This is a genomic window from Priestia sp. USM5 (assembly GCF_058323215.1).
The window spans coordinates 60,406-85,711 of sequence record NZ_JBSGKN010000006.1; the positions used below are offsets into that span (position 1 = coordinate 60,406).

The following is a 25,306-nucleotide window of genomic DNA, read 5'->3' on the forward strand; positions in this document are numbered from 1 at the left end:
ATGAATGAAGGTCTTATTTTTGTTCGTTAAGACCTTTTTCCATCGCTTTCCACGCTAGTGTTGCACATTTAATACGCGCAGGAAATTTTGCTACACCTTGAAGTGCTTCAATATCTCCTAAATCTATACTATCATCATACTCTTTACCTTGCATCATGTCAGAGAAGATATGGGCCATTTTAAACGCTTTGTCTACTTCTTGACCTTTAATTGCTTGTGTCATCATTGAAGCTGATGACATTGAAATTGAACACCCTTCACCTTCGAACTTTGCATCCACCACTTTGCCGTCCTCTACTTTTAAAGAAAGTTCAATGCGGTCTCCGCACGTCGGGTTATTCATATGAATGTTCACAGTATCTTCATTCAATGTTCCACGATTACGCGGGTTTTTATAATGGTCCATAATTACTTGACGATAGAGAGTATCTAAATTATTAAAAGCCATTTGTAAAATACTCCTTCGTTTTTATTAATGATGACACCAATTTATCTACTTCTTCTTCCGTGTTATACAGATAGAAGCTTGCACGTGCAGTAGACGATACGTTTAAATATTTCATCAGCGGCTGCGCACAGTGATGACCTGCACGAATCGCAATTCCATCAGCGTCTACTACTGTTGCAACGTCGTGCGGATGCACATCTTCAATATTAAACGTCACAACACCCGCTCGCTCTTTCGGTCCGTAAATCGTAATTCCATCTACTTGCGATAAGCGATCCAGTGCATATTGCGCTAGCTTGTGCTCATGTGCTTGAATGTTATCTAAACCAACTTCTTCTAAGAAATCAATCGCTGCACCTAAACCAATTGCACCTGCAATGATTGGCGTACCTCCTTCAAATTTCCAAGGAAGCTCTTTCCACGTTGATTCGTATAAGTTTACGAAGTCAATCATTTCGCCGCCAAACTCGATTGGTTCCATTTTTTCAAGAAGCTCTTTCTTTCCATAAAGAGCGCCGATTCCAGTCGGTCCGCCCATTTTATGTCCAGAGAAAGCAAAGAAATCACAGTCTAAATCTTGTACATCCACCTTCATGTGAGGCGTACTTTGCGCACCATCCACAACCATTACTGCACCGTTAGCGTGTGCAATTTCTGCAATTTCTTTTACTGGGTTAATTGTACCCAATACGTTAGATACTTGCATAATCGATACAATTTTTGTGTTAGATGTAATCGTGCTTTTTACCTCTTCTAGTGAAAGTGCATGATCTTCTGTTAATGAAATATATTTTAACGTTGCACCTGTTTCCTTGGCAACTTGCTGCCAAGGAATGATGTTACTGTGATGTTCCATATAAGTAATCACAATTTCATCACCAGGTTTAAGATTCGCACGGCCATAGCTTGCAGCTACTGTATTAAGAGCTGTCGTTGTACCGCGCGTAAAGATAATCTCTTCCGTTGATTTTGCATTAATAAACTTACGAACCTTTTCACGAGCGCCTTCGTATCCGTCTGTTGCTCTTGTACCAAGCGTGTGAACACCTCGGTGTACGTTTGAGTTATATTCTTTGTAATACTTCTCAATTGCTTCAATTACAGCAAGCGGCTTTTGTGAAGTTGCTGCACTGTCTAAATAAACGAGTGGGCTGCCATTTACCTCTTGGTCTAAAATAGGAAATTGTTTACGAATATCAGAGATATTCATTATCGAACTTTCCTTTCAATTAAATCCGTTAATTGTTTTTTAACCGTTTCGATTGGCAACTCGTTTACCACTGGTGCTAAGAACCCGTGAATAACTAGACGTTCTGCTTCTGTTTGCGGAATACCGCGGCTCATTAAGTAGTAAAGCTGAATTGGATCTACTCGTCCAACAGATGCAGCATGTCCTGCTGTTACATCATCTTCATCAATTAGAAGAATTGGGTTTGCGTCTCCACGTGCTTTTTCACTTAACATTAACACACGGGATTCTTGCTCAGCGTTTGATTTAGATGCACCGTGTTCAATTTTACCGATACCGTTAAAGATTGAAGACGCGCTTTCTTTCATAACGCCGTGTTTTAAAATGTAGCCTTCAGAATGTTTTCCGAAGTGTACGATACTTGTTGTTAAGTTTTGAGACTGCTCTCCACGTCCAACTGTTACCGTTTTTGTATCTCCATATGAACCGTCGCCCATTAGATACGTTGTATTTTCTGAAACTGTATTTCCTTCACTCATTAAGCCTAAAGCCCACTCAATGCGACCATCTTTGCCCGCTACGCCGCGGCGGTTCACATAAGTAGTTGTACCTTTAGCTAAGTAGTCAACAGCTCCAAACGTTACTTTTGCATTGCTGTTAGCGAATACTTCCGTCACGATATTGACAACACCGTGTGACTCTTCAGCAGTAGCAATGTAGTTTTCTACATATGTTACTGAGCTGTTGTCTTCAGCTACAACAATAACATGGTTGAATAAAGCTGCTTCTTCATCTTCACGGACAAATACAGCTTGAAGAGGCTCTTGTACTTCTACATTTTTAGGAACGTATACAAATACACCCCCGTTTAATAACGCTGCGTTTAATGCAGTTAAACGGTGCTCATCTACTTTAACTCCGTCTTTCATGAAGTACTTCTCAACAAGGTCGCTATGCTCTTTAGCAGCTGTTTGAATATCTGTAAAGATAACGCCTTGAGATTTTAGCTCTTCTGTTAACGTTGAGTATGCAGCTGTTTGGTCACGCTGAACATATAGATTCTTAACCGCTTCTGTATCAATCAGTGCTTTAACCACTTCTGGAAGCTCGTCTACAGATGAGATTGTGCTTGCCTGTGAAGTGTGCTTGTCAAAAGCAGTAAAGTTCCATTTCGAAATGTTTGTTTTATCTGGCTTTGGAAGTGCAAGATCTTCTGCTTTCGCAAGAGCTTGTAAGCGAAGATCTAGCAGCCAACTTGGTTCATTAGCTTCTTTTGAAAAGCTGCTGATGTACTCTTGATCAAATGGTAATTTCGTATCAATAGTCATAGAGATCCTCCTAACTCTTAAGCTTCTTGCTCTACAGTTTCGTCTTCAATACCTAATTCTTGTTTGATCCAGTCATAACCTTCTGCTTCTAGACGCTGCGCTAATTCTGGTCCACCTGATTTTACAACACGACCTTGCATCATAACGTGAACTTTATCTGGTGTAATGTAGTTTAATAAACGTTGGTAGTGAGTGATCATTAAGCAACCAAACTCGCTGCCGCGCAGTTCATTAATACCTTTTGATACAACTTTTAACGCATCGATATCTAAACCAGAGTCGATTTCATCTAAAATTGCAATTCCTGGTTGAAGCATCATTAATTGAAGAATTTCGTTACGCTTCTTCTCACCGCCAGAGAAACCTTCGTTTAGGTAACGCTGAGCCATGTCTTGATCCATTTCTAAGAAATCCATGTTTTTGTCTAATTGACGGATGAATTTCATTAGTGAAATTTCTTCGCCTTCTTCACGACGAGCATTAATTGCTGAACGTAGGAAGTCTGCGTTTGTTACCCCGCTGATTTCACTTGGATATTGCATCGCTAGGAATAGACCTGCACGAGCGCGCTCATCTACTTCCATCTCAAGTACATCTTCGCCGTCTAGCGTGATGCTTCCTTGTGTAACCTCGTATTTAGGATGTCCCATGATTGCTGAAGATAATGTTGATTTACCAGTACCGTTTGGTCCCATGATTGCATGGATTTCGCCGCCCTTAACTTCTAAATTAACACCTTTTAAAATTTCTTTACCTTCAATTGCAACATGAAGATCTTTAATTGTTAAAGTTGACCCTGCCATATTAAAACCTCCAGTTATAGACGTATATAGTAAAAAACGATATACCTATATCTTTTTAATTATTCTCATTTTATTCTCATTACAATCTTATAACAAATGAAAACTTATAGCAACCTTTTGACCCAAAAGGTTTTAAACCATTATGTACGTTTTTTAAGACTAAATCCACTCATAAAAAAGTTGCCTTAAAAGACTCGATAGAGCCTTCTAAGACAAGCTTTTTACCCGCTTTATTTACTTAGTGCGTGTGGCTAGTCAGTTCTGAAACACACTCTTGGACAAGCGTAACGGACTGACTCATCGCTGCGCCTCCGCCAAATGCCGCTGATACTCCGCATGCTTCTAAAATTTCTTGCTCAGTTGCACCTTGATCAATGCAGCCTTTTGTATGATAAATCATACAGTACTCGTCTTGAGCTACTACGCTGATTCCTAGCGCGATTAACTGCTTTTCTTTTTTAGAAAGAGAACCTTCTCCAAAACATGCTTCAGTAAACGCATTAAACGTTTTTGTTACTTCCGGCAATTTTTCGCTAAATTTCCCAACACCCATTTTATAATCATGAAGTGCTTGCTCAGTTGAATGACGTGCTTCTTGCTGCATAACGTCAGCTCCCATCATCAGTAAAGTTTTCACGGTTAGTATGCGTGAGAAAAATAAGAGTTATTCGTTTTGATGCATACAAAAAAGCACTTGCCCAGAGTGGGCAAGCGCTTTTCTTCTATTATTTATTTACCGGCAATACTCCGCCTTTGTATTTTTCTTTAATGTAGTCTTGAATTTCTTTAGAGTGAAGAACTTTTACTAAAGCTTTCACTGTATCTTTATTTTCGTCACCTTTGTGAACCGTAATGATGTTTGCATATGGGTTGTTTTCTTTGCTTTCCACTGCGATTGGATCTTTTACTGGATCTAAACCAGCATCGATAGCATAGTTAGCATTGATAACAACAGCGTCACCTTCATTGTTTTTGTACATTTGAGGTAACAATCCGCCTTCAACATCGGCTTTAAATTTTAAATTCTTAGGGTTTTCTACAATATCTTTAATTTGTGCGTCTGTTTTCTTTACGCCTGGTTTTAATTTGATCACGCCAGCTTTTTCAAAAATCGATAAAATACGTCCTTGCTCTGCTACTGCATCACGCATAATAACTGTGCCGTTTTTCGGAAGATCTTTTAAGCTTTTGTATTTTTTAGAGTAGATACCAATTGGTTCAATGTGAATGGCACCGGCACTTACGAAATCATACCCTTTTTCACCTTTATGATCTTTTAGCACTGAATTCATATAAGGAACGTGCTGGAAGTAGTTTGCATCAATTTCATTGTTTGCAAGAGCTGTGTTCGGTAAGATGTAATCTTGAAATTTTTTAATCTCTAAGTCAATTCCTTGTTTTTCCAAAATAGGTTTTGCTTGTTCTAAAATTTCAGCATGAGGCGTATTAGATGCACCCACGACAATTTTCTTTTCATCTTTTGATCCATTGTTAGATCCACACGCCGCTAATCCTACTACTAGCGCAGATGTTAATGCTAAAGCTGAAAGCCATTTTTTCATAATAAATAATCCTCCCTTTATCTTTTATCAATTTTTGCAGTAATCGCATCTCCAATAAGTTGGATAATAAATACAATAATCAAAATTAAGATCGTAGCGGCTAGCGTTACGTCATTATGACTGCGCTGGAATCCTTCTAAATATGCAAGGTTTCCAAGACCCCCAGCTCCAATCACACCCGCCATTGCCGTATAGCCGACTAACGCAATGGTTGTTACTGTCAAACCGGAAATCAAAGCTGGCAGCGATTCAGGTAACAGCACTTTAAAGATAATAGTGCTTGTTGTGGCTCCCATTGATTTAGCAGCTTCAATAACACCTTTATCAATTTCACGCAGACCAATTTCTACAAGACGCGCATAAAATGGTGCTGCTCCAACAATTAAAGCCGGTAACGCTGCATTAGCGCCTAAAATACTTCCTACCAATGCTTTGGTAAATGGAATCAGTAAAACAATTAAAATAATGAATGGAATGGAACGAAAGATATTTACAACCGCCGACACAATGGCATATAAAGGTTTGTTTTGCCAAAGCTGTCCTTTGGACGTTAAAAATAAAAGCAAGCCCAATAAAATACCTAGAACAAATGTGGCTACAACTGAAATAGCCGTCATATATAGTGTTTCATTTGTCGCTTGAATAAAATCATCTAAAATAACGTTTGGAAATAGTTTCTCAAGCATTTGTCATTACCTCCACTTCTACCTGCTGCTCATGAATGTATGCAATGACTTTTTCAACTTCTGTTAATTCTCCGTCTAAATGAACGAACAACGTCCCGTATGAACCTGTTTGTGTATGAGAAATCTTTCCTTGCAAAATATTAATCGTTACATCAAACTGTTTTAAAATCGTTGTAATGAGCGGTTGCTCTGCTTTTCCGCCAACAAACGTCAGCTGAATAATTTGCCCGCTTGGATACAGCTCTTTTACTTGTTCAATCGTTTCAAACGTTTCCTCTGGTTCAGAAATCTGTTGAACGAATCGTTTTGTAATCGGCTGCTTAGGTTTTCTGAATACTTCTAGCACTTGTCCTTCTTCTACTACTGCCCCATTTTCCATAACGGCTACTCGATGACAAATTTTACGAATGACGTGCATTTCATGAGTAATCAATACAATGGTTAACCCTAGCTTCTCATTAATATCTACTAACAGATCTAAAATAGAATCTGTCGTTTGAGGATCAAGCGCTGATGTTGCTTCATCACAAAGCAATACTTTTGGATTGTTCGCTAGCGCTCGAGCAATCCCAACACGCTGCTTTTGTCCGCCGCTAAGCTGTGATGGATAAGCATCTTCACGCCCTTCAAGCCCGACTAGCTTGATAAGTTCGTCTACTCGTTTCATTCTTTTTTCTTTTGAAATCCCTGCTATTTCTAACGGAAAGGCAATATTTTCTCGTACCGTACGCGACCACAAGATATTAAAGTGCTGAAATACCATACTAATTTCTTGTCTAGCTTTTCTGAGTTTTCCGCCTTTAATTTTTCCAATATCATTACCTGCTACTTCGACCGTTCCTGTTGTTGGTGTTTCTAATCCGTTTAGCAAGCGAATCAAAGAACTTTTCCCCGCTCCGCTATAACCAATAATTCCGTAAATTTCTCCTTGGTTAACGGTTAGATTCACATTATCAACAGCTGTTACTTGACCGCTTTTGGCCTGATAAATTTTTGTAACGTCTGTTAATGTAATCATATTTCTTCACCTTCTTTAATAAAAACTTAATTATGTTAGGTTGCCCTATAGGATGAAAAAGCCGTAAAACAATTTTCCCCATTAAAAAAGCCTCTCTGCGCATGACAGAAAGGCTCGATATTTAATCCTTTCTCTCATCTTTCAAAGCGCATAGCTTTGCAGGAATTGGCACCATTTCAGTTAGTCTGACGGTTGCCGGGTTTCACAGGGCTCAGTCCCTCCACCTCTCTTGATAAGAGTTCGCAACAATTATTTTGTTTTTGGGAAATATTCATTCATTTATGAACATTCATGAGTGTGATTTTAGCATGTGTCAGATAGGCTGTCAACAGATTTTGTTCTTGGGATAATATCCCAATATTTCAACAGCCCCAACGGTTCGCTCTCTTTCAACTTCTTCATTTTAAACAAACGTTTGATTATCGAAGCTCCTCGAGTACGTGCTCGATGGAATGAAACGCGTAGAGTTTTTTTACCATTTCACCATTTTCCACTTCAATCAAACAAGGTACGCTTTCAATAGAAAATAATTCTGCTTTTGAAGGCATATAATTTAAATTGCTCATTCCGATGGTTACATCCGGCAGCATCGCTTCTGCCACGGTTAACATTTTTTTTGCCAGCTGACATGTCCCGCAAAAAGGCGTATGGAAAAAGATAAAGGCTCTTTCTCCTTCTTTTAACTGATCATCCAGCTGTTTTTCGCTCCATTCTTGCATGTTGCTCATTCCTTTTATGTTAAAAATTCTGCATTAACATCGATATTGGCACTCAGCAATACTGTTGCTATGTGATGTCTAGGGGCGGCAGCAACTTCTCGGTACATTTTATCAATATATAGATGCTCTGCTTCCGGAAGCTCTCGTTTAAATTGTTTTCTCAGCTTATTCCCTGAATCATCAGAGTCAACGAGTATGTATACCTCTTTGTTAAACGTACAGTCAATAATTTCATCCAGCTTTGATAAACTAATCGTACCGTTTGTACAAATAATTTCAATTGGTTCTCGAATGATATCTTGAATACGCTTTTTATCTGACTTTCCTTCGACAATAATTACTTTTTCAATTTCAATTAGCCCCATTTTCATCACCCATAATCGTCAGTTGTATAGTAACATCATTTCTTTATGCTATACAATATTCGTTAATGTATCACAGTTCACCTGTTTTTTAAAAGAAATTTGCAAGAAAGAACTCTTTTAAAAGGCAGTTTAGGCCATATTATCTCTATAAAACAAGAAAAACAGCGGCAGTTGCCACTGTTTAGCACCATCCTGCTTCTTCATCGCAGTCTGTATATTTTTGCGTTTCACCTTGTTTTTGTACGTCCGCGTATTGATAGAACTTATTATTTTCTTGCGAATATCCTTCTTCAAAGCGGTATTCATTGCCGCTTGTTCCGTAGCTAACTTCACCAATTGGCTGCTTATCAACGTATAATTTCATACCGCCGTCATGAAATTTAGCTGTAACGCGATCTGTAACGTCCATTTTTTGTTTTTCAAACATAAAAAGACACTCCTTTAGCTTGTTTACTAATAGAGTGTCCAGTCAAAAACTTTTCATAAAGACAATTTATGGAGGAATATTATCCTTCGTTTGTCATTTCTTCGTATTGCTCTGCTGTCATCAGCTTGTCTACTTGAGAAGCATCAGATGGTTTGATTGTAATCATCCATGCTTCTTCGTATGGAGATTCATTAACAAGTTCAGGACTATCGCCTAAGTTGTCGTTTACTGCTACAACTTCACCGCTAATTGGTGCGTAAAGCTCAGAAACTGTTTTTACTGATTCAACGCTACCAAACGGCTCGTCAGCTTCTACTGTTGCTCCTACTTCTGGCAGTTCAACGAATACGATGTCTCCAAGCTCAGCTTGAGCGAAATGTGTAATACCTACGCGGACAACGTCTCCTTCTGCTTTTACCCATTCATGCTCTTCAGAATAACGCAAATCTTTTGGTGTACTCATCTTAATCCCTCCAAAATATGTATCGTAATTTGTTTATATAAAAAGCGCCTTCAACGTGGAGAACACTTTCTACAACCTAAAATAACTTCCTATTAACAGTGTAACGTAAAAGGTAAAAATTTTCTATTTGAAAACTTACTTCCACACGTCCTCAAACTGCTCTTCTTTGAAACCAAGCGTTACTTTTTGTCCATCTGCTAGCAGCGGACGCTTAATTAACATGCCATCTGAAGCAAGAATAGACAGAAGTTCGTCTTCACTCGCACTGCTTACTTTATCTTTAAGACCTAACTCGCGATATTTTTTACCGCTTGTATTAAAGAATTTTTTTAATTCTAGGCCGCTGTTCTGATAGTAAGCTTGCAGCTGCTCTTTTGTTGGCGGATTTTCTACAATATGAATTTCTTCATATGCTACTCCGTTATCATCGAGCCACTTCTTTGCTTTTCGGCACGTACCGCACTTTGGATATGAATAAAAAAATAATGACATTTCGTCAACCACCCTTTATTTTAAGCTTTTTTCGTATTTTAACACATCCTTTATCATTTACCTAGATAGAGGCTTCTTAAACAAAAAGGAGCTCGCAAAACGAGCTCCTTTTTCCTTAAACTGTGAACTTCTCTACTTCTAGAAGCGTTTTTGCAACCTCGCGCTTTACGCTAATTACATTGATTGGTGTATAGCGAGTTAATTTGCGAAGAGACGAAAGCATGACTCTAAGCGTATCACCTTGTTCAACGCCAATTAACGTTTCTTTTGCATCTGCTTCGATTCGATTAAATGCTTCTTGGCAGAATACTTGCGTGTATTTTAATTTTAAGCTGTTTTGATCTACTCCTGTTTTGGAAATGGCTTTTTCAGTACGTAAAACAGTAGATTCCATTGCATATACGTTACTAATCATATCAGAAATATTAACGAGAATTTCTTGTTCTTTTTCTAATTCTTTGCCATACTTTTGTGCAGCTAATCCCAAAAGCAAGAGCGCAATTTTCTTCCCGTTTTGCACAAGCATTTTTTCTTGATCTAACGGCTCATTTCCTACTTCCTGCGGCATAAGCATCATCAATTCTTCTTGAAGCGTTTGTGCTTTTTGAAGCAGTGGAAGCTCTCCTTTTAACGCTTTGCGTAAATATGTGCCTGGTACTAAAAGACGGTTAATCTCATTTGTTCCCTCAAAAATACGATTAATGCGAGAATCACGATACAGACGCTCAATTTCATACTCGCTCATAAAACCGTAGCCTCCATGAAGCTGCACGCCTTCATCTACAATGTAGTCAAGAGCTTCCGTGGCAAACACTTTATTTAATGAACATTCGATAGCATATTCAGCAATGGAAGCAGCAATTTGTTTTCCGTCTTTTTGCTGTTCTTCTGAAAGCTGGCCCATATGGTCTTCAAAAAGTCCTACCGTACGATATACGGAGCTTTCAGTTGCATACAATTTAGAAGCCATTGTGGCTAACTTTTCTTGTGTTAATGAGAATTTAGCAATTGGCGTTTTAAACTGCTGACGCTGGTTAACGTATTGAGACGTAATTTCTAACGCACGTTTCCCTGCTCCAACTGCTCCAACTCCAAGCTTATAGCGCCCAATATTTAAAATGTTAAAGGCAATCACATGGCCTTTTCCAATTTCACCTAGCACGTTTTCTTTTGGAACAAGCGCATCTTCAAGAATCAACGTTCTGGTTGATGAGCTTTTGATTCCCATTTTCTTCTCTTCCGGGCCAACCGAAACGCCTGGAAATTCGCGCTCAACGATAAAAGCAGAAAATTTATCGCCGTCAATTTTTGCGTACACCACGAATACATCAGCAAATCCAGCATTCGTAATCCACTGCTTTTCTCCATTTAACACATAGTGTGTACCTTCTGCGTTAAGGCGAGCTGTTGTTCGAGCACCGAGAGCATCCGAACCAGAACCCGGTTCAGTCAGCGCATAAGCCGCTATTTTTTCCCCTACCGCTAAAGCAGGTAAATATGCTTGTTTTTGCTCTTCTGTTCCAAATAAGACGATTGGCAATGACCCAATTCCTACATGAGCACCATGAGTGATGGAAAATCCGCCTGCTCGAGACATTTTTTCAGCAATTAAAGCCGAAGTAATCTTATCTAAACCAAGCCCACCGTATTCTTCCGGTACATCTGCACCAAGCAAGCCTAATTCACCAGCTTGTTTTAATAGCTTTACAGAACGGTCAAATTCATGCTTTTCTAAATATTCCACTTGCGGAAGGACTTCATTTTCTACAAATTCATCTGTCGTCTTGGCAATCATTTTTTGTTCAGATGTATAATCCTCCGGCGTGTAGACGCGGCTTGCATCGCCTTCTTCAATTAAAAAACTTCCACCTTTAATCATTTGTTTTGTTTTATTTGACATGTTCATATCCCCCTTTGAAATGATTATGCTAACAATTCAAATACACCAGCAGCTCCCATTCCTCCACCAATACACATGGTGACAATTCCAAACTGCTCATTTCGACGCTGCATTTCGTGCATTAAGCTAAGAGTCAGCTTAGCTCCAGTACAGCCTAATGGATGACCTAAGGCAATAGCGCCTCCGTTTACATTTACTTTATCTTCATTAATATTTAATTCACGAATAACGCCAAGTGCTTGAGAAGCAAATGCTTCATTTAATTCAAACAATCCGATATCAGAAAGCTCCAGCCCTGCTAGTTTAAGAGCTTTAGGGATGGCAGCTACCGGGCCAATCCCCATTACTTCAGGCGGAACTCCTCCAACTGCAAATGAGCGAAACTTAAGCAAAGGCTTTAAGCCTTCTGCTTCAGCTTGTTCTTTATCCATTAGAAAAACGGATGCAGCTCCGTCACTTGTCTGCGAAGAGTTTCCAGCTGTGACGGATCCTTTAATCGAAAAGGCTGGACGAAGTTTCCCTAATACGTCCGCAGTTGTGCCAGGACGAACTCCTTCATCTTGAGAGAACATCAGCTTTTGTTCACGTAGCTTATTGTTTTCATCGATTTTCCGAAGCGTCACTTCCACGGGAACAATTTCGTCGTTAAACTTCCCTTCTTGAAGTGCTTTTGCTGCTTTTTGATGGCTGCGTACGGCAAATGCATCCTGGTCTTCACGTGAAATGCCGTATTTCATCGCCACTTGTTCTGCTGTATGTCCCATGCCCATATAATACTCCGGCGCATTTTCAACCAGCTGAACATTCGGACGCGCTACGTTTCCAAACATCGGAACAAAACTCATTGATTCTGCTCCTCCAGCTAACACTGCTTTGGCTTGCCCTAGCATAATTCGTTCTGCACCGTAGGCAATACTTTGCAAACCTGATGAACAATAACGATTAATCGTTATTGCTGGCACCGTATAAGGCAAACCTGCAAGAGCGCCAATATTTCGAGCCATATTCAAACCTTGTTCTGCCTCAGGCATCGCACAACCAATAATTAAATCATCAATCGGTCCTTCGTATCCGCCTGCTCGGCGAAGAGTTTCTTTAACCGCAATAGCTCCCAAATCATCAGGTCTAACACTTGCCAATGAACCTTTTTTTGCTTTTCCGACCGGTGTCCTAGCACCTGCTACAATAACTGCTTCTCTCATTTTTTCTCCCCCTTAATTGCGCAGTGGCTTTCCTTTAACTAACATGTGCTGCATACGTTCTTGAGACTTCGCTTCTCCAACAAGGCTTAAAAATGCTTCTCTCTCTAAATCAAGCAAATACTCTTCATCCACTTCGGAACCAAACGCTACGCGTCCTCCAGCTAATACAAATGCTAACTTACTAGCAATTTTGTAATCATGTTCTGATATATATCCTGAATATTTCATGGATTGAGCTCCTAGCAGCAACGTTGCATATCCTGTTTCTCCAACGACAGGAACTTTAGTTTTTACAGGCGGTTTATAGCCCGTGTCGTGTAAAGCAAGGACTGAGTTCTTTGCATCATTCAGCAAGTGATCTCCGTTTACACTGATAGCATCATGGCGGTTTAAAAAGTTTAGCTGCCTAGCTTCTGCAGCAGAAGTAGATACTTTTGCAGTAGCAATTGTTTCAAATGTTTTATTGGCAATTTGCTGAAGATCCAGCGTTACACCGTTCGGTAAACCATTTAGCTGTTTGATATAAAGCTCCTTGTTACCTCCTCCGCCAGGAATTAACCCGACTCCTACTTCTACAAGGCCCATGTAAGTTTCAGCAGAAGCTTGGATTTTAGCTGACGGTAAGCAAATTTCTGCTCCGCCTCCAAGAGTCATCGCAAATGGAGCTGCAACAACCGGCTTTTCGTTATATTTCACCTTCATCATTGCCTGTTGAAATTGTTTAATGACAAGCTCAACTTCAAAATAATTGTCATCTTGTGCTTCCATCAAAATCATAGCTAAGTTAGCGCCAACGCAGAAATTTTTTCCTTGGTTTCCTATGACCAGCCCCTTATAATTCTTGTTCACTTCTTCAAGAGACTGATTCAATAAGCTGATAATATCTAGCCCAATCGCATTGTTAGGAGAAGTAAACTGCAGGCATGCCACATCATCTCCTAAATCAATTAAGCTCGCTCCGCTGTTTTCTAAAATGACATTATTTTGAGAGCGTAAAGATGACAGGTGGATCACCTTTTTATTTTCTTTTACTGCTTTATACTCATCCTCTTCGTAGTAAAGCGTTTGACCTTCCATTTCTTTATAAAAGCTTGTAAATCCATTTTCCTGCATTTGTTTTACCCACTGCGGGATGGCTAAGCCAGACTGCTCCATCTTCTCAATTGATTTTTCTAAACCAATTGCATCCCACGTCTCAAAAGGACCCATTTTCCAGCCAAATCCCCACTTCATAGCTTGATCAATGGCGACGATATCGTCGGCGATTTCATTTTTCAACTGTGCTGCATACACAAGAACGGGGCTGATAATGTTCCAAAGAAGCTGTCCAGCACGATCATCAGAATATATAAGCGCTTTCATTTTGTTTTGCAGCCCTTTTGCCTGCTTACTTAATTCGGTAGAAGCTGTTTTTAACTTCTTTCTTTCGACGTATTGAAGTGTATTAGGATCAAGTTCTAAAATTTCCTTGCCTTTCTTTAAAAAGAAGCCTTGCCCCGACTTGCTTCCCAGCCAGCCATTTTCCTGCATTTGTTTCATAAATAAAGGCACGTCGAATACCTCTTTTTCTTTGCCTTCCACTTTGTCAAACACATTGTTTGCCACATGAATAAATGTGTCTAGTCCCACTACGTCTAACGTTCGAAACGTTGCGCTTTTTGGTCTTCCAATTAAGGGACCCGTCACAGAGTCAACTTCTCCCACGCTGTAATTACCTTTTAACATTTCTTGAACGGTCACAAGTAAACCGTACGTACCGATACGGTTGGCGATAAAGTTAGGCGTATCTTTTGCAATAACTACTCCTTTACCCAATACATCTTCACCAAACGTTTTCATATATTCAACAATTTCTGATTTTGTGTCATGAGTTGGAATAATTTCTAATAACTTTAAATAACGAGGTGGATTAAAAAAGTGCGTTCCTAAGAAATGCGCTTTAAAATCTTCTGAGCGTCCTTTAGCCATTTCGTGGATCGATATTCCTGAAGTATTTGAACTTACAATACTTCCTTTTTTTCGTACGCCGTCAATTTTTTCAAACAACTGCTGTTTAATATCAAGGCGTTCCACTACTACTTCAATGATCCAATCGCAGTCGCTTAACTGCTGTAAATGATCTTCAAGGTTTCCCGGCGTAATTAACGATAGTGACGACTTCGACGTTAAAGGTGCCGGTTTTTGCTTCGTTAATTTAGCTAAAGCAGTTGTGCTCAACCGATTTCTGACTTGCCTATCTTCAAGCGTTAGCTGTTTTTTTTCCTCGTCTGGTGTTAATGAAGCTGGAACCACATCTAGCAAAAGCGTTGGAATTCCTACATTCGCTAAATGAGCTGCAATTCCAGAGCCCATAACTCCTGAACCTAAAACGGCGGCTTTTTTTATGTTCATAATTATCCCCACATCCCCTTTGATATATTGAATGAATGGTCATTCATTTTATGTGTAAAAAAAGAGAGTCACTGTTAATCTCTGTTTTTACTATAAAGCATTTTTAAAATTTTCGCAATATATTCACAATATTATCTCTAACTATTTTTAATGTGTTTGGTTATCTTAATACACAGGAGGTGATTTTGTGAGTAAATTAAAGAAAGATCCATCTTCAGCAGGCGTAAGCGCAGCAAGCGTTAAAGGAAATGCTGGACCGGTTAATGAACCGCACGGACGCGGCAAAAAGACATCTCAAAACCAGCAGTACACAAAGCATAATACACAAGGACATTAACCTCAAAATCGAACATGAGTAATCGAATCATGTTCGATTTTTGACTATTTCTTATTCTGTCATCACGACCATTTCATGGTTATTTTTTTACGATTCCTTTTAAGACAAATGCGACATTTGCAGGTCTTTCTGCAAGGCGCCTCATAAAGTACCCATACCAGTCCGTTCCATAAGGAACGTACACTCTCATTTGATATTGTTCTGCTACGAGCTGAACCTGCCTTTCTGGTCGAATACCGTATAGCATCTGGAATTCAAACTGATTCATTGAAATTCCATGCTTTTTAACAAACTCTTTTGTATACTGAATGATTCGTTCATCATGAGTAGCAACTGCTGTGTAGTGACCGTTTAATAAATGAAGTCCAATTATGTTTTTGAAGTTTTCGTCTACGTCTTCTTTATCAGGAAAAGCCACGTCTGCCGCTTCTTTGTACGCTCCTTTTACTAACCTTAATTTAGGAGCATAAGCATCTAATTCGCGAACGTCACTTTCTGTTCGATATAAGTATGCCTGAAGTACCGTCCCTACGTGGTCATACTCACTTTTTAATTGTTTAAACAGCTTAATCGTCTTGCTGCATCGCTTATAATCTTCCATATCAATCGTCACGAACACGCTATATTTTTCCGCTTCATTTAGAATATGACGCATATGATGAAGCGCCAGATCTTCAGAAATATCAAGTCCCATAGACGTTAATTTCAAAGAAATTTCTGAATCTAACCTTTCTTTGTGTATAAGATGGATGGCCTTTATGCATTGAGCCACAGCATTATTGACTTCAGCTTCACTTTCCACAAACTCTCCGAGATAATCAATGGTTACTTTTAATCCCTGTTCATTTAGCTTTTTTATCACACTAACAGCTTCATCGATGGTTTCCCCTGCAACAAACCTTGCTGCCCCAAAACGTAAACCATAGCGCTTAGCCAGCTTTGTTAACTTTTTGCTTTTTGATAACAATAAAAAAAAGTTTCTTATCGTTTGTTCCAAAGCAACCCCCCGCCTTCACTTGTCATGCACCTCACAAATTTTATCTAATTATCATTAATTTTACCATTTTATCAACCAGATAGATAGGCACCCTTCATTAACATATGCACACTAGATCAAAAAGCTACCTGGAGCTTTTTTGATAAAAAAACATTCATCAGCTTCGTGATGAATGTTTTTATTCTGGTTTTCGCTGTGACGCTCGATGCGCTTCATTCAGCTCTTTTATTTCCTTCACAATTTCAATCATTTCCGCTTTTGCGTCTGGATATAATTGATTCCAATGCTTTGTTAAAGGCGGCATAGATTTTGAGATATGGTTGTAAAGTGCCCACATTTTCACTTTTTCCTGCAGCTGTTCATCACTTTCTCCAACCATTAGTTCCGTATACTTTTCAATCAAACCGTCGAATTGCTCTTGAAAGGTTTTACTCATGCGCAGTCACTCCTTTCTTTGGTTTACAAATAACCGGACACGTTCGACAATAAGTCTCTTTATCTCCTGTTTGGTAGGACAAACAGCACGTTTTTCGTACTCTTATCTCCTGCTTTTGTTTCTCTATATATTGAGGAGGTGAACTGTACCGAGCAAGCGGATTGTTATGATATGAACCAAAGTGACGTCCCTCAGCTTCTTCTAACACGTATCGTAAATTCTTTTGCACTTTCACATTGTCTATTTCTTCGTTTGCTAAAAGCAAATCATAAAGCCAGTGAATATAAACAGCTACGTTTTCCCACAGCGTCAGCTTTGAGATTTTTGTCACTTTACGCAGTACTGACCACATCGGCTCAATTTGATAAGCAAACAATTCATCAAGAAGTTCATCAAGAAGAATTTCGCGATTATCCTCTGTTACTTCTGTCGTCTCAATTTCTGAGATAAACACTTTTGGAAGCCACATCGTTTCAACTTGTTCGGTATGCAAAGATACATTTTTAGTCGATGCATTTATCTTTTTTTGAAACACAATAAATGAATACAAAGCCGCAACCACAACAAAACTATACCGCTTTGCTAACATTGAAGCAGCTGCTCTCAAACTAGCGGCCTCCATCGTCTCTTGAATCCATAATAGCTGCACCTTCACCTTACTTTCATCCATGCAGCTGGCAGGAGAAAACCTGTACAGCGAGTTATCTTTAAACGTACAGCGGAATTTTTCTGCTAACTCGCTTTGCTCATTCCTACTGAGCATGCTGCGTTTCAACTCGCAGCTTATTCACAATACATCGTCCGCGCCCATGAGGAATACAAAGAGGCGTTCCAAATAACGGATCAACCGTCACTTCACAGTTCATATTAAAGACTCGCTGTACTAAATCGCAGTTAATGACTTCTTCTGGTCTTCCCTGTGCATAGATTTTTTTATCTTGAAGCGCCACAATATGATGAGCATAGCGGCAAGCTAAGTTTAAATCATGCAGCACCATTACGATGGTACGATTTTCTTTTTCATTCAGTTCAAACAACAAGTCCAAGATCTCAATTTGATGCGTCATATCTAAATATGTTGTCGGTTCATCAAGTAAAATAATATCTGTATCTTGCGCTAGTGTCATGGCAATCCATGCGCGCTGACGCTGTCCCCCAGAAAGCGAATCAACTTGACGATCTGCCAAGTCTGCTAAGCCTGTTGCTTCCAGTGCATTTTGCACTTTTTCTTCATCCTCTTGAGACCACTGGCGGAACCAATTTTGATACGGATAGCGCCCTTGTTTAACAAGCTGCAGCACAGTCAGACCTTCAGGTGCAACAGGACCTTGAGGAAGGATTGCTAGCTGCTTTGCAATTTCCTTGGTAGGAAGAGAAGAAATTTTAGAACCTTCTAGTAAAATAGAGCCTGCATGTGGCTTCAATAACCTTGCCAGTGAACGCAGCAGCGTAGATTTTCCGCATCCATTACTGCCGATAAAAACCGTAATCTCACCCTTTGGGATGGTAACGTCAAGCTCATCTATAATCATCGCTTCTCCATATGATAATGTTAGCGACTTTGTTTCTAACGAATGCATGCGAATCGCTCCTTCTACAAAGAATGCTATACGTTTCTTTGTTTGTATAGTAAATAAATGAAGTATGGTGCGCCAATTGCAGCTGTAAATACACCTGCTGGCACTTCGATTGGCAAGAAGAATGTTCGGCCAATTAAATCTGCTGCTGTGATTAAAATCGCTCCGATTAGTGCCGATAGCGGTATTAAAGCGCCGAATGACGAACCTACAAGCTTTCGGGCAATATGTGGAGCAAGTAACCCTACAAAGCTAATTCCACCGGCAAATGCAACGGCGCTCCCGGTTAAAGCTGTGCTCATCAGCAATAGTGCCAATCGATTTTTTTGAACGCGACTTCCAACGTTAGTCGCAATTTCTTCACCTAATTCTTGAACATTTAAATTTCGAATCATTAAAATCGTAATTATAACCAGCCCTGCAGTAACTGGAACTAGTACGGAAACACTGGCCCAATTTGAACCATACACCGTTCCGGTAATCCAAATATTTGCCTGGCTAGCGCGGTAGATAGGACCCATAATCATAAACAGCGTGGTCATAGCTTTCGTTAACGCTGTTAATCCAATTCCTATTAATACTAGTGTAATAGGAGAGACACCATTTTTCCAGGCAAACACATAAAGTAAAAGCGCCACTGCCACGGCACCTAAAAATGCGCTAACAGGCATCCAATTAATACTTACGGTTAACGAGTTGCTTTTATCACTAAATAGTGTCAAAAATAACACTACACCAACTGACGCTCCTCCTGTTAATCCAATTAAGTCTGGTGAAGCAAGCGGATTTCTCACAAGCCCCTGCAAGATAGCGCCCGCAATAGCTAGACAAATACCAGCACAAATGGCAACAATAATACGCGGCAGTCTAAAAGATGTAACAACTAATCGTTCAAACTCCAACCCATGACCCGCTAAAATTTTAATTACACGAAATGGATTAATAAATAAGTCACCCGTACCTGCACTTAACAAAAAGAGTGCAACAAGGACAGCTGAAAATCCGGTAATGATTAGAGCAGCTTTTATATTAACTAAAAATGAAATTCTCTTTAAGCGAAGAGATAAGTATGTTTTCATGACGTCTTCGCCCCTTTCCTTGCCATATAGATAAAGAAAGGTGTACCAATAACAGCAGTCATGACTCCAACAGGGATTTCTTGAGGCATAATGACGTACCTTGCGCCAACATCAGCTAATAAAATTAAAATCCCGCCGACAACCGCACTATAAGGAAATACCCAGCGATAATCTTGTCCTACGATTGCTCTTACAACGTGAGGAACAATGATTCCTACAAAGCTAATGGGACCGGCTACTGCAACGGCTCCCCCCGCTAAAATCGCAATAATGATGCCGCTTATAATTTTGACAAGAGCTGTTCTTTGACCTAATCCTTTGGCTACGTCTTCACCAATCGTTAAAATATTAATTTTTGAAGCGATAAAAAAAGTAACAATAATTGCTGGCACTACATAAGGCAGTATGCCATACAACATTTCAACCTTGCGTCCTTGCACAGACCCTGCCAGCCAAAAGAGGACTTGATCAAGCGAAGATTCATCCACAGCTAGCAGTCCTTGTGTTAAAGAAGAGAAAAAGGCTGCAATAGCCGCTCCTGCGAGCGTCAGTTTGATAGGCGTTAGCCCTTCTTTTCCAATGGACCCAAGAAAATAGACAACCACTACGGTTAGTGCCGCTCCTACAAATGCAATCCATGTAAAAGCTTGAAGTGAATTGACCGAAAAAATCATCACTGCAACAACAATAAAAAAGCTGGCCCCAGCGTTCACACCGATAATATCCGGTGAAGCAAGTGGGTTTTTCGTTAACGCCTGCATCATTGCTCCTGCAATTCCTAAACAAATACCTACCACAGCACCGATTATAGCGCGCGGCAATCGAATATTTTGAATAACTATGTGCTCATTCGAACCGTTAAACGCTTGAAAAGCTTCAAATGCTGTTTTGATACTTGTATCTGTGTATCCGAGTACGATACTTAATCCAATACAGATTAAAAGCAGCATGATTCCAATGATGAGCCCCATTACTTTCATTTGAACACTGCGTAGCATCATTTTCATTGCTCTCCTCTAAGATGATTCCTATATATATCTAACCTTTAGTTTAGGAAACATTGAAAAAAGTGTCAATGATTTTGAGAATCATTTTCAATTTTTAATTGACACCGCTTAAAAGTTAGAATATTATCTTAATTGTTAATGAAAATCATTATCACTTACGAGGGGGAAAAGATGTGAATACATATTCTAAAGGCAAGTTGTCATATTTGTTGTCCATTCTTACCATTATGACACTGCTTGTGCTGGCAGCCTGCGGTAATTCAAACGGCGCTGACAGCGATAAAAAAGAAAAAACTGAGGGTTCTGGCGAAACTTACACAGTAAAACACGCAATGGATAAAACCGATATTAAAGGAACGCCTAAACGAGTGGTTGTTTTAACGAACGAAGGTACTGAAGCTCTTCTTGCAATGGGTGTAAAGCCTGTGGGCGCTGTTCAATCATGGTTAGGAAATCCGTGGTATGACCATATTAAAGGTCAGATGAAAGGCGTTAAAAGTGTGGGTACAGAAAGCGAGCCAAGCTTAGAAGCAATCGCTGCTTTAAAGCCTGACTTGATTATCGGAAATAAAATGCGACAAGAAAAAGTATACGATCAGCTTAGTCAAATTGCTCCGACTGTATTCTCTGAGGAGCTGCGCGGAGATTGGAAATCAAACTTTAAGCTATATGCAAAAGCTGTAAACAAAGAAGAAAAAGGTAAAGAAGTATTAGCTGACTATGACAATCGCGTAGCAGATTTAAAGAAACGCCTTGGAGATCAGTTAAAACAAAAAATCTCAGTTGTACGCTTTACAGCTGGAGACGTTCGTATCTATCATAAAGATTCATTCTCAGGTGTTATTTTAGATCAGCTTGGATTTGCTCGCCCTGAGTCTCAAGACAAGGATGATTTTGCTGAAATGAATGCAACAAAAGAACGCATTCCGGCAATGGACGGCGATCAGCTATTTTACTTCTCTTATGAAACGGGAGACGGTGAAGCAACAAAGCTTGAAAAAGAATGGATAAACGATCCTCTCTTTAAAAAGCTAAAAGTGGCTCAAGAAAATCATGTTCATAAAGTAGATGATGCTACTTGGAATACAGCAGGCGGTGTGTTAGCAGCTAATATCGTCCTTGATGATATTGAAAAAATCTTCTTAGATAAAAAACAATAATAATATGAAAGAAAGAGCTTCGACGAATCGAAGCTCTTTCTTTCATGTATAATGTATTTCCTTTCATCGCACACTAACCGTGGTCTCACTTTATTAAATAGGAGTGGTGAAAATGAATTCAAAAAAACAGCCTAAAAAGCAGCCAGATACAAATGAAATGGCTGACCGTCAGTTCGAAACAGAAGATTATAACCGACAAGATGCACTCTCACAAGGTCTAGCAGAAACACATGAGCAAATAAGCGACGCCTATCAAGAAGGATCATTTGAAGATACAGATCGTTAATAAAAAAAGAGCTGACTCTAAGTCAGCTCTTTTTTATTTTGAATGCTGCCATGCCGTTTTAGGCAATGACATGGACATCCACTGCTGGCGCTTTGATTTATCAATCGTCACTTTCTTTGCTTTAATTCCTTGTTGAATCAGCTGTTTCATTAGTTTATCAATTGACTTCATCGCTATTCACCTCAAAAGCGGAAATTTGTCTTGCTTCTACTCTTTTACTTTTTTGCGCTTAAACTTCATAAAAAACTCATAGACAATTGGAACGATAATGAGCGTAAGCAGCGTAGAACTTGTTAGTCCTCCAATCACGGTAACCCCTAGCCCTTTTGAGATAAGGCCTCCACCTTCAAATCCAAAAGCTAATGGAAGCAGTGCACCAATCGTTGCAATAGCTGTCATTAAGATCGGGCGAAGACGTGTCATTCCAGCTTCTAGTAAAGCTTCACGCGTTGAAAGACCCTCTTGCTCTTTATGAATCACGCGGTCAATCAGAACAATCGCATTGGTTACCACAATTCCAATCAGCATAAGAGCTCCAATCATCGAAGAAATACTAATCGTTTCCCCAGAGATTAAAAGCGCCACTAGCGCACCAATAAGTGTAAATGGAAGTGAGAATAAGATAGCAAATGGCGCTAAACCTCCACCAAATGTCAGTACAAGTACGAAGTACACGATACCAATGGCTGCGAGCATGGCAATTCCTAATTGACTAAATGAGTCATTAATTTGCTCTGATGCTCCGCCAAAGTTAATGTCCATATCACTTGGCAAATCAATTTTCTTCACTTCTTTTTGGACGTTAGAAGAAACACCGCCTACATCGTCACTCTTAATATCGGCACTTACCTCTGCATAAATTTTATTATCACGGCGAGTTACCGTATTCGACGTTTTACCTTTTTTAATATCGACAACTTCATTTAATGTAACTTCCTGTCCAGTTTGAGAGGTCACTTTTGTGCTTGAAAGTTCGGCAAAAGTAGAGAAATCCTCTTTTTCTTTTGGAAGGTATACGTTAATTTCGTTTCCGTCTTTTTGGATAGTTGTTAATACTTCACGCTGTCCAAGGTTGGAAATCTGCATTCCGATTTGACTAGCAGACAAGCCGAGTTCAGCGGCTTTCTTTTGGTTCGGTACTAGCGTATATTCATCAAACGTATCTGAAAGCGTAGAATCGACATTTTTCAGTTCTTTATGCTTTTCTAAAACGCGCTGAACTTTATCAGCATAAGGTTTGATTTCGTCTAAGCTATCTCCGTAAATAAGGACGTTTAATGAATTATTGCTGCCGCTAGACGCCGTATTCATGGAGCCCCATTCACCTTGATTCGCTTGTTTATTCAGAGCTTTTAATACTTTATCCTGCTCTTTATCAAAGTTTTGTGTATCCTCGTCATATTGCACAAATGTTAAAACGTTATTTTTGCTTCCCGGATTAAAAGAGTTACCTTCACCGAACGAATACTGAACCGTTTTGACACCATCTCGCTTCATCAAGTACGCTTCTGCGCGATTCGCTGCTTTTTCCACGTCGCTTTGAGACTGTCCGGCTTTCGGTGTATACGTAAGCGTCAGCGTTTTTTCTTGATCGGATGATAAAAAGCTAACCCCAATAGAAGGAACTAAAAATAAACTTCCTACTAACAGTAGTACGGCTAACCCAAAGGAAATAAGCTTATGGTTTAGCGTCCAGTTCAAAATTCGCTTATATCCGTGCGCTAGTTTGCTTGGCTTTTCTTCTTTGACTTTTACATTTGTTTTAAATAACGAATGAGCAAGCATTGGCACGAGTGTTACCGCTACTAGCAGTGATGCTAACAGTGCAAAAACAACCGTTAACGCAAACGGTAAGAATAGCTCTCCTACCGGTCCTTCTACGAGACCTAACGGTAAGAATACGGCCACGGTTACGACTGTAGAAGAAAAAATCGGAACAAACATTTCTTTCGTCGCCGCGACAATTAAATCTTTTCCTGTAAGCTTTTCTTCCTGATAAGCCATGCGGCGGTAAATATTTTCAATAACGACAATGGAATCATCTACAACCCTTCCGATGGCTACAGTCATCGCTCCAAGCGTCATAATATTTAAAGAGATATCCATTGATTTGAGCGCCAAAATGGCGATTAATAGCGAAAGCGGAATTGAAATAACGGCAATAATCGTTGAACGAATATCACGTAAAAATAAAAGAATAATAATAACCGCAAAGACCGCACCGATAATAGCTTTATTTAGCATCGTATGAACAGAATCTTCAATCGGTTTACCTTGATCAAAAATATTGTCAACGTGAAGGTCTTTATTTTTCTTTTCTAGGCTATTCATTTTTTCTTTAATATCATTTACAACATTTACTGTGTTCGCATCCTTCGCTTTGACAACTTGTACAGCAATTGAAGGTTTTCCGTTCGTGCGAGAAATGGATTCTGCTTTCCCCGTCACTTTAACATCCGCAATTTCTTTTAATTTCACAGTTGGAATCGAAGCTGCGGACGGCGCCTGCTGCACAGCTCCTTGTGTTTGCTGCTGGCTCATTCCTTGTTGCTGACCTTGAGCAGCTCCTTGACTAGGCACAGCTGGAATCTCTAAGTTTTCCAAATCTTTTTCTGTTGTCATCTTTCCGTCTACCACAACAGATTTTTGAGATCCATCCATCGTATACGTACCAGCCGGCACTTTTGCATCGGATGCTTGGATCAGCTTTTTCACCGTATCTTCATCGAGTCCCAGCTGCTTGAGCTTGTCTTGTTTGAATACAAGTTCTGCTTCTTCAACTTGTTCTCCTGACACGCTGACCGAAGAAATGCCTTGCACTTTTTCAACTTGTGGAACAACGGTATTTTTTACATACTTCGTTAAGTCTTCTAATGATTTTTTATCATCTGAAACACTTAATGAAATAATCGGAAAATCACTGATGCTTTGTCTTGAAACATTTGGTTCCTCTACATCATCTGGCAGATCCACGTTTGAAAGAGCTCGTCTGACTTCGTCTTCTGCCTTCTCCATATTTTTACTAAAGCCATATTCAACTTGAATGGTAGCCATATTTTCATAAGAAGACGAGCTAACTGTGTCAACGCCGCTCAGTCCCTGAAGCTTTTGTTCAATTGGCTTACTCACCTTGTCTGCCACTTGTTCCGGAGTGGCGCCCGGATAAGTTGCACTGACTGTTACAACAGGCGTTGATATATCAGGAATGGTCTCTAGCTTCATATTAAATCCTGAATACAGCCCTGCAATAATGACAAAGAGTGTTAACAGCCATACTGCAAATTTATTTTTCAATGAAAATTTAATAAACTTCCCCAATGCATATCCTCCTTCAAATATATGTATACTAACAAAATTGACTGATTGGTCACAACAACTTAAAATATAAATGACTAACCGGTCAGTGTCAACCCTAAGCAGTCTCTCTCCTAATA

The 25,306-nt window shown here is 39.6% G+C and carries 27 protein-coding genes and 1 riboswitch; of the genes, 3 read left to right on the top strand and 24 right to left on the bottom strand.

All coding sequences use genetic code 11. From position 1 onward, the window contains the following. Positions 1-13: 13 nt before the first annotated feature. From sufU to ACWATA_RS27735, 16 genes are all read right to left on the bottom strand, one after another. Positions 14-448 carry a Fe-S cluster assembly sulfur transfer protein SufU gene (gene sufU / locus ACWATA_RS27660; protein ID WP_013085338.1) on the bottom strand — a complete coding sequence of 145 codons (435 nt, stop codon included), beginning with the start codon at positions 446-448 and terminating at the stop codon, positions 14-16. Then, positions 438-1,658, bottom strand: a complete 1,221-nt coding sequence (locus ACWATA_RS27665) for a cysteine desulfurase (RefSeq protein WP_013059645.1) — start codon at positions 1,656-1,658, stop codon at positions 438-440. Before ACWATA_RS27665 ends, sufU begins: the two co-directional genes overlap by 11 nt. Then, entirely contained in the window at positions 1,658-2,965 is a 1,308-nt protein-coding gene (sufD, locus tag ACWATA_RS27670; RefSeq protein ID WP_028412089.1) for a Fe-S cluster assembly protein SufD, read from the bottom strand. The genes ACWATA_RS27665 and sufD overlap by 1 nt, the downstream gene beginning before the upstream one ends. 17 nt (positions 2,966-2,982) lie before the next feature. After that, positions 2,983-3,768 carry a Fe-S cluster assembly ATPase SufC gene (gene sufC, locus ACWATA_RS27675; protein ID WP_013059647.1) on the bottom strand — a complete coding sequence of 262 codons (786 nt, stop codon included), beginning with the start codon at positions 3,766-3,768 and terminating at the stop codon, positions 2,983-2,985. Positions 3,769-4,006: 238 nt separating this feature from the next. Further along, entirely contained in the window at positions 4,007-4,372 is a 366-nt protein-coding gene (locus ACWATA_RS27680) for a carboxymuconolactone decarboxylase family protein (RefSeq protein WP_016765828.1), read from the bottom strand. 121 nt (positions 4,373-4,493) lie between these two features. Beyond that, the gene (locus tag ACWATA_RS27685; protein ID WP_014457885.1) at positions 4,494-5,330 is read right to left on the bottom strand and encodes a MetQ/NlpA family ABC transporter substrate-binding protein; all 837 of its coding nucleotides are present in this window, start codon (positions 5,328-5,330) and stop codon (positions 4,494-4,496) included. A 17-nt stretch (positions 5,331-5,347) separates the two neighbouring features. After that, positions 5,348-6,016: a methionine ABC transporter permease gene (locus ACWATA_RS27690; RefSeq protein ID WP_016765829.1), complete on the bottom strand. Its 669-nt coding sequence runs from the start codon at positions 6,014-6,016 to the stop codon at positions 5,348-5,350. Further along, the gene (locus tag ACWATA_RS27695; RefSeq protein ID WP_034264210.1) at positions 6,009-7,034 is read right to left on the bottom strand and encodes a methionine ABC transporter ATP-binding protein; all 1,026 of its coding nucleotides are present in this window, start codon (positions 7,032-7,034) and stop codon (positions 6,009-6,011) included. The genes ACWATA_RS27690 and ACWATA_RS27695 overlap by 8 nt, the downstream gene beginning before the upstream one ends. Before the next feature lie 131 nt (positions 7,035-7,165). Beyond that, a riboswitch (SAM riboswitch) is annotated at positions 7,166-7,273 on the bottom strand. A 180-nt stretch (positions 7,274-7,453) separates the two neighbouring features. Next, the gene (locus tag ACWATA_RS27700; RefSeq protein ID WP_033580445.1) at positions 7,454-7,753 is read right to left on the bottom strand and encodes a thioredoxin family protein; all 300 of its coding nucleotides are present in this window, start codon (positions 7,751-7,753) and stop codon (positions 7,454-7,456) included. Between the two features lie 14 nt (positions 7,754-7,767). After that, positions 7,768-8,118, bottom strand: a complete 351-nt coding sequence (locus tag ACWATA_RS27705; RefSeq protein WP_025752660.1) for a toprim domain-containing protein — start codon at positions 8,116-8,118, stop codon at positions 7,768-7,770. Between the two features lie 181 nt (positions 8,119-8,299). Further along, a complete protein-coding gene (locus ACWATA_RS27710; RefSeq protein WP_014457881.1) occupies positions 8,300-8,545 on the bottom strand; it encodes a YusG family protein in 246 nt (81 codons plus the stop codon). A 79-nt stretch (positions 8,546-8,624) separates the two neighbouring features. Next, a complete protein-coding gene (gene gcvH, locus ACWATA_RS27715; RefSeq protein WP_473050478.1) occupies positions 8,625-9,008 on the bottom strand; it encodes a glycine cleavage system protein GcvH in 384 nt (127 codons plus the stop codon). A gap of 135 nt (positions 9,009-9,143) precedes the next feature. Then, a complete protein-coding gene (locus ACWATA_RS27720; RefSeq protein ID WP_049166274.1) occupies positions 9,144-9,500 on the bottom strand; it encodes an arsenate reductase family protein in 357 nt (118 codons plus the stop codon). A gap of 115 nt (positions 9,501-9,615) precedes the next feature. Then, on the bottom strand, positions 9,616-11,400 hold the full coding sequence (locus ACWATA_RS27725; RefSeq protein ID WP_033580444.1) for an acyl-CoA dehydrogenase FadE: 1,785 nt from the start codon (positions 11,398-11,400) through the stop codon (positions 9,616-9,618). Positions 11,401-11,423: 23 nt separating this feature from the next. Further along, positions 11,424-12,602, bottom strand: coding sequence for an acetyl-CoA C-acetyltransferase (locus ACWATA_RS27730; protein ID WP_014457877.1), 1,179 nt, complete (start codon positions 12,600-12,602; stop codon positions 11,424-11,426). A gap of 12 nt (positions 12,603-12,614) precedes the next feature. Then, positions 12,615-14,996 carry a 3-hydroxyacyl-CoA dehydrogenase/enoyl-CoA hydratase family protein gene (locus tag ACWATA_RS27735; RefSeq protein WP_176344946.1) on the bottom strand — a complete coding sequence of 794 codons (2,382 nt, stop codon included), beginning with the start codon at positions 14,994-14,996 and terminating at the stop codon, positions 12,615-12,617. A 184-nt stretch (positions 14,997-15,180) separates the two neighbouring features. On the opposite strand from ACWATA_RS27735, the gene ACWATA_RS27740 reads away from it, so the two are divergent. Continuing rightward, on the top strand, positions 15,181-15,330 hold the full coding sequence (locus tag ACWATA_RS27740) for a YuzL family protein (RefSeq protein ID WP_013059660.1): 150 nt from the start codon (positions 15,181-15,183) through the stop codon (positions 15,328-15,330). Positions 15,331-15,409: 79 nt separating this feature from the next. Here the strand turns inward: ACWATA_RS27740 and ACWATA_RS27745 are convergent, their stop codons facing one another. From ACWATA_RS27745 to ACWATA_RS27770, 6 genes are all read right to left on the bottom strand, one after another. Continuing rightward, positions 15,410-16,327 (bottom strand): proline dehydrogenase family protein, encoded by a 918-nt coding sequence (locus ACWATA_RS27745; RefSeq protein ID WP_028412084.1) that lies wholly within the window; start codon positions 16,325-16,327, stop codon positions 15,410-15,412. 178 nt (positions 16,328-16,505) lie between these two features. Next, entirely contained in the window at positions 16,506-16,763 is a 258-nt protein-coding gene (locus ACWATA_RS27750) for a YusU family protein (protein ID WP_028412083.1), read from the bottom strand. Then, positions 16,756-17,526 (bottom strand): IucA/IucC family C-terminal-domain containing protein, encoded by a 771-nt coding sequence (locus tag ACWATA_RS27755; RefSeq protein ID WP_165635039.1) that lies wholly within the window; start codon positions 17,524-17,526, stop codon positions 16,756-16,758. The genes ACWATA_RS27750 and ACWATA_RS27755 overlap by 8 nt, the downstream gene beginning before the upstream one ends. Further along, complete coding sequence (locus ACWATA_RS27760; protein ID WP_013059664.1) at positions 17,516-18,343, bottom strand: ABC transporter ATP-binding protein; 828 nt, start codon at positions 18,341-18,343, stop codon at positions 17,516-17,518. Before ACWATA_RS27760 ends, ACWATA_RS27755 begins: the two co-directional genes overlap by 11 nt. A gap of 26 nt (positions 18,344-18,369) precedes the next feature. Continuing rightward, the gene (locus ACWATA_RS27765) at positions 18,370-19,419 is read right to left on the bottom strand and encodes a FecCD family ABC transporter permease (RefSeq protein WP_028412081.1); all 1,050 of its coding nucleotides are present in this window, start codon (positions 19,417-19,419) and stop codon (positions 18,370-18,372) included. Then, positions 19,416-20,420, bottom strand: a complete 1,005-nt coding sequence (locus ACWATA_RS27770; RefSeq protein ID WP_028412080.1) for a FecCD family ABC transporter permease — start codon at positions 20,418-20,420, stop codon at positions 19,416-19,418. The genes ACWATA_RS27765 and ACWATA_RS27770 overlap by 4 nt, the downstream gene beginning before the upstream one ends. A gap of 179 nt (positions 20,421-20,599) precedes the next feature. On the opposite strand from ACWATA_RS27770, the gene ACWATA_RS27775 reads away from it, so the two are divergent. Then, on the top strand, positions 20,600-21,586 hold the full coding sequence (locus tag ACWATA_RS27775; RefSeq protein WP_028412079.1) for an ABC transporter substrate-binding protein: 987 nt from the start codon (positions 20,600-20,602) through the stop codon (positions 21,584-21,586). Between the two features lie 112 nt (positions 21,587-21,698). Beyond that, the gene (locus tag ACWATA_RS27780; RefSeq protein ID WP_080754494.1) at positions 21,699-21,872 is read left to right on the top strand and encodes a YozQ family protein; all 174 of its coding nucleotides are present in this window, start codon (positions 21,699-21,701) and stop codon (positions 21,870-21,872) included. A 33-nt stretch (positions 21,873-21,905) separates the two neighbouring features. On the opposite strand, the gene ACWATA_RS27785 is transcribed toward ACWATA_RS27780, so the two are convergent. Together ACWATA_RS27785 and ACWATA_RS27790 are read right to left on the bottom strand one after the other, a co-directional pair. Continuing rightward, complete coding sequence (locus ACWATA_RS27785) at positions 21,906-22,043, bottom strand: hypothetical protein (protein ID WP_014457868.1); 138 nt, start codon at positions 22,041-22,043, stop codon at positions 21,906-21,908. Positions 22,044-22,079: 36 nt separating this feature from the next. After that, positions 22,080-25,190, bottom strand: coding sequence for an efflux RND transporter permease subunit (locus tag ACWATA_RS27790; RefSeq protein ID WP_028412078.1), 3,111 nt, complete (start codon positions 25,188-25,190; stop codon positions 22,080-22,082). Between the last annotated feature and the right edge of the window lie 116 nt (positions 25,191-25,306).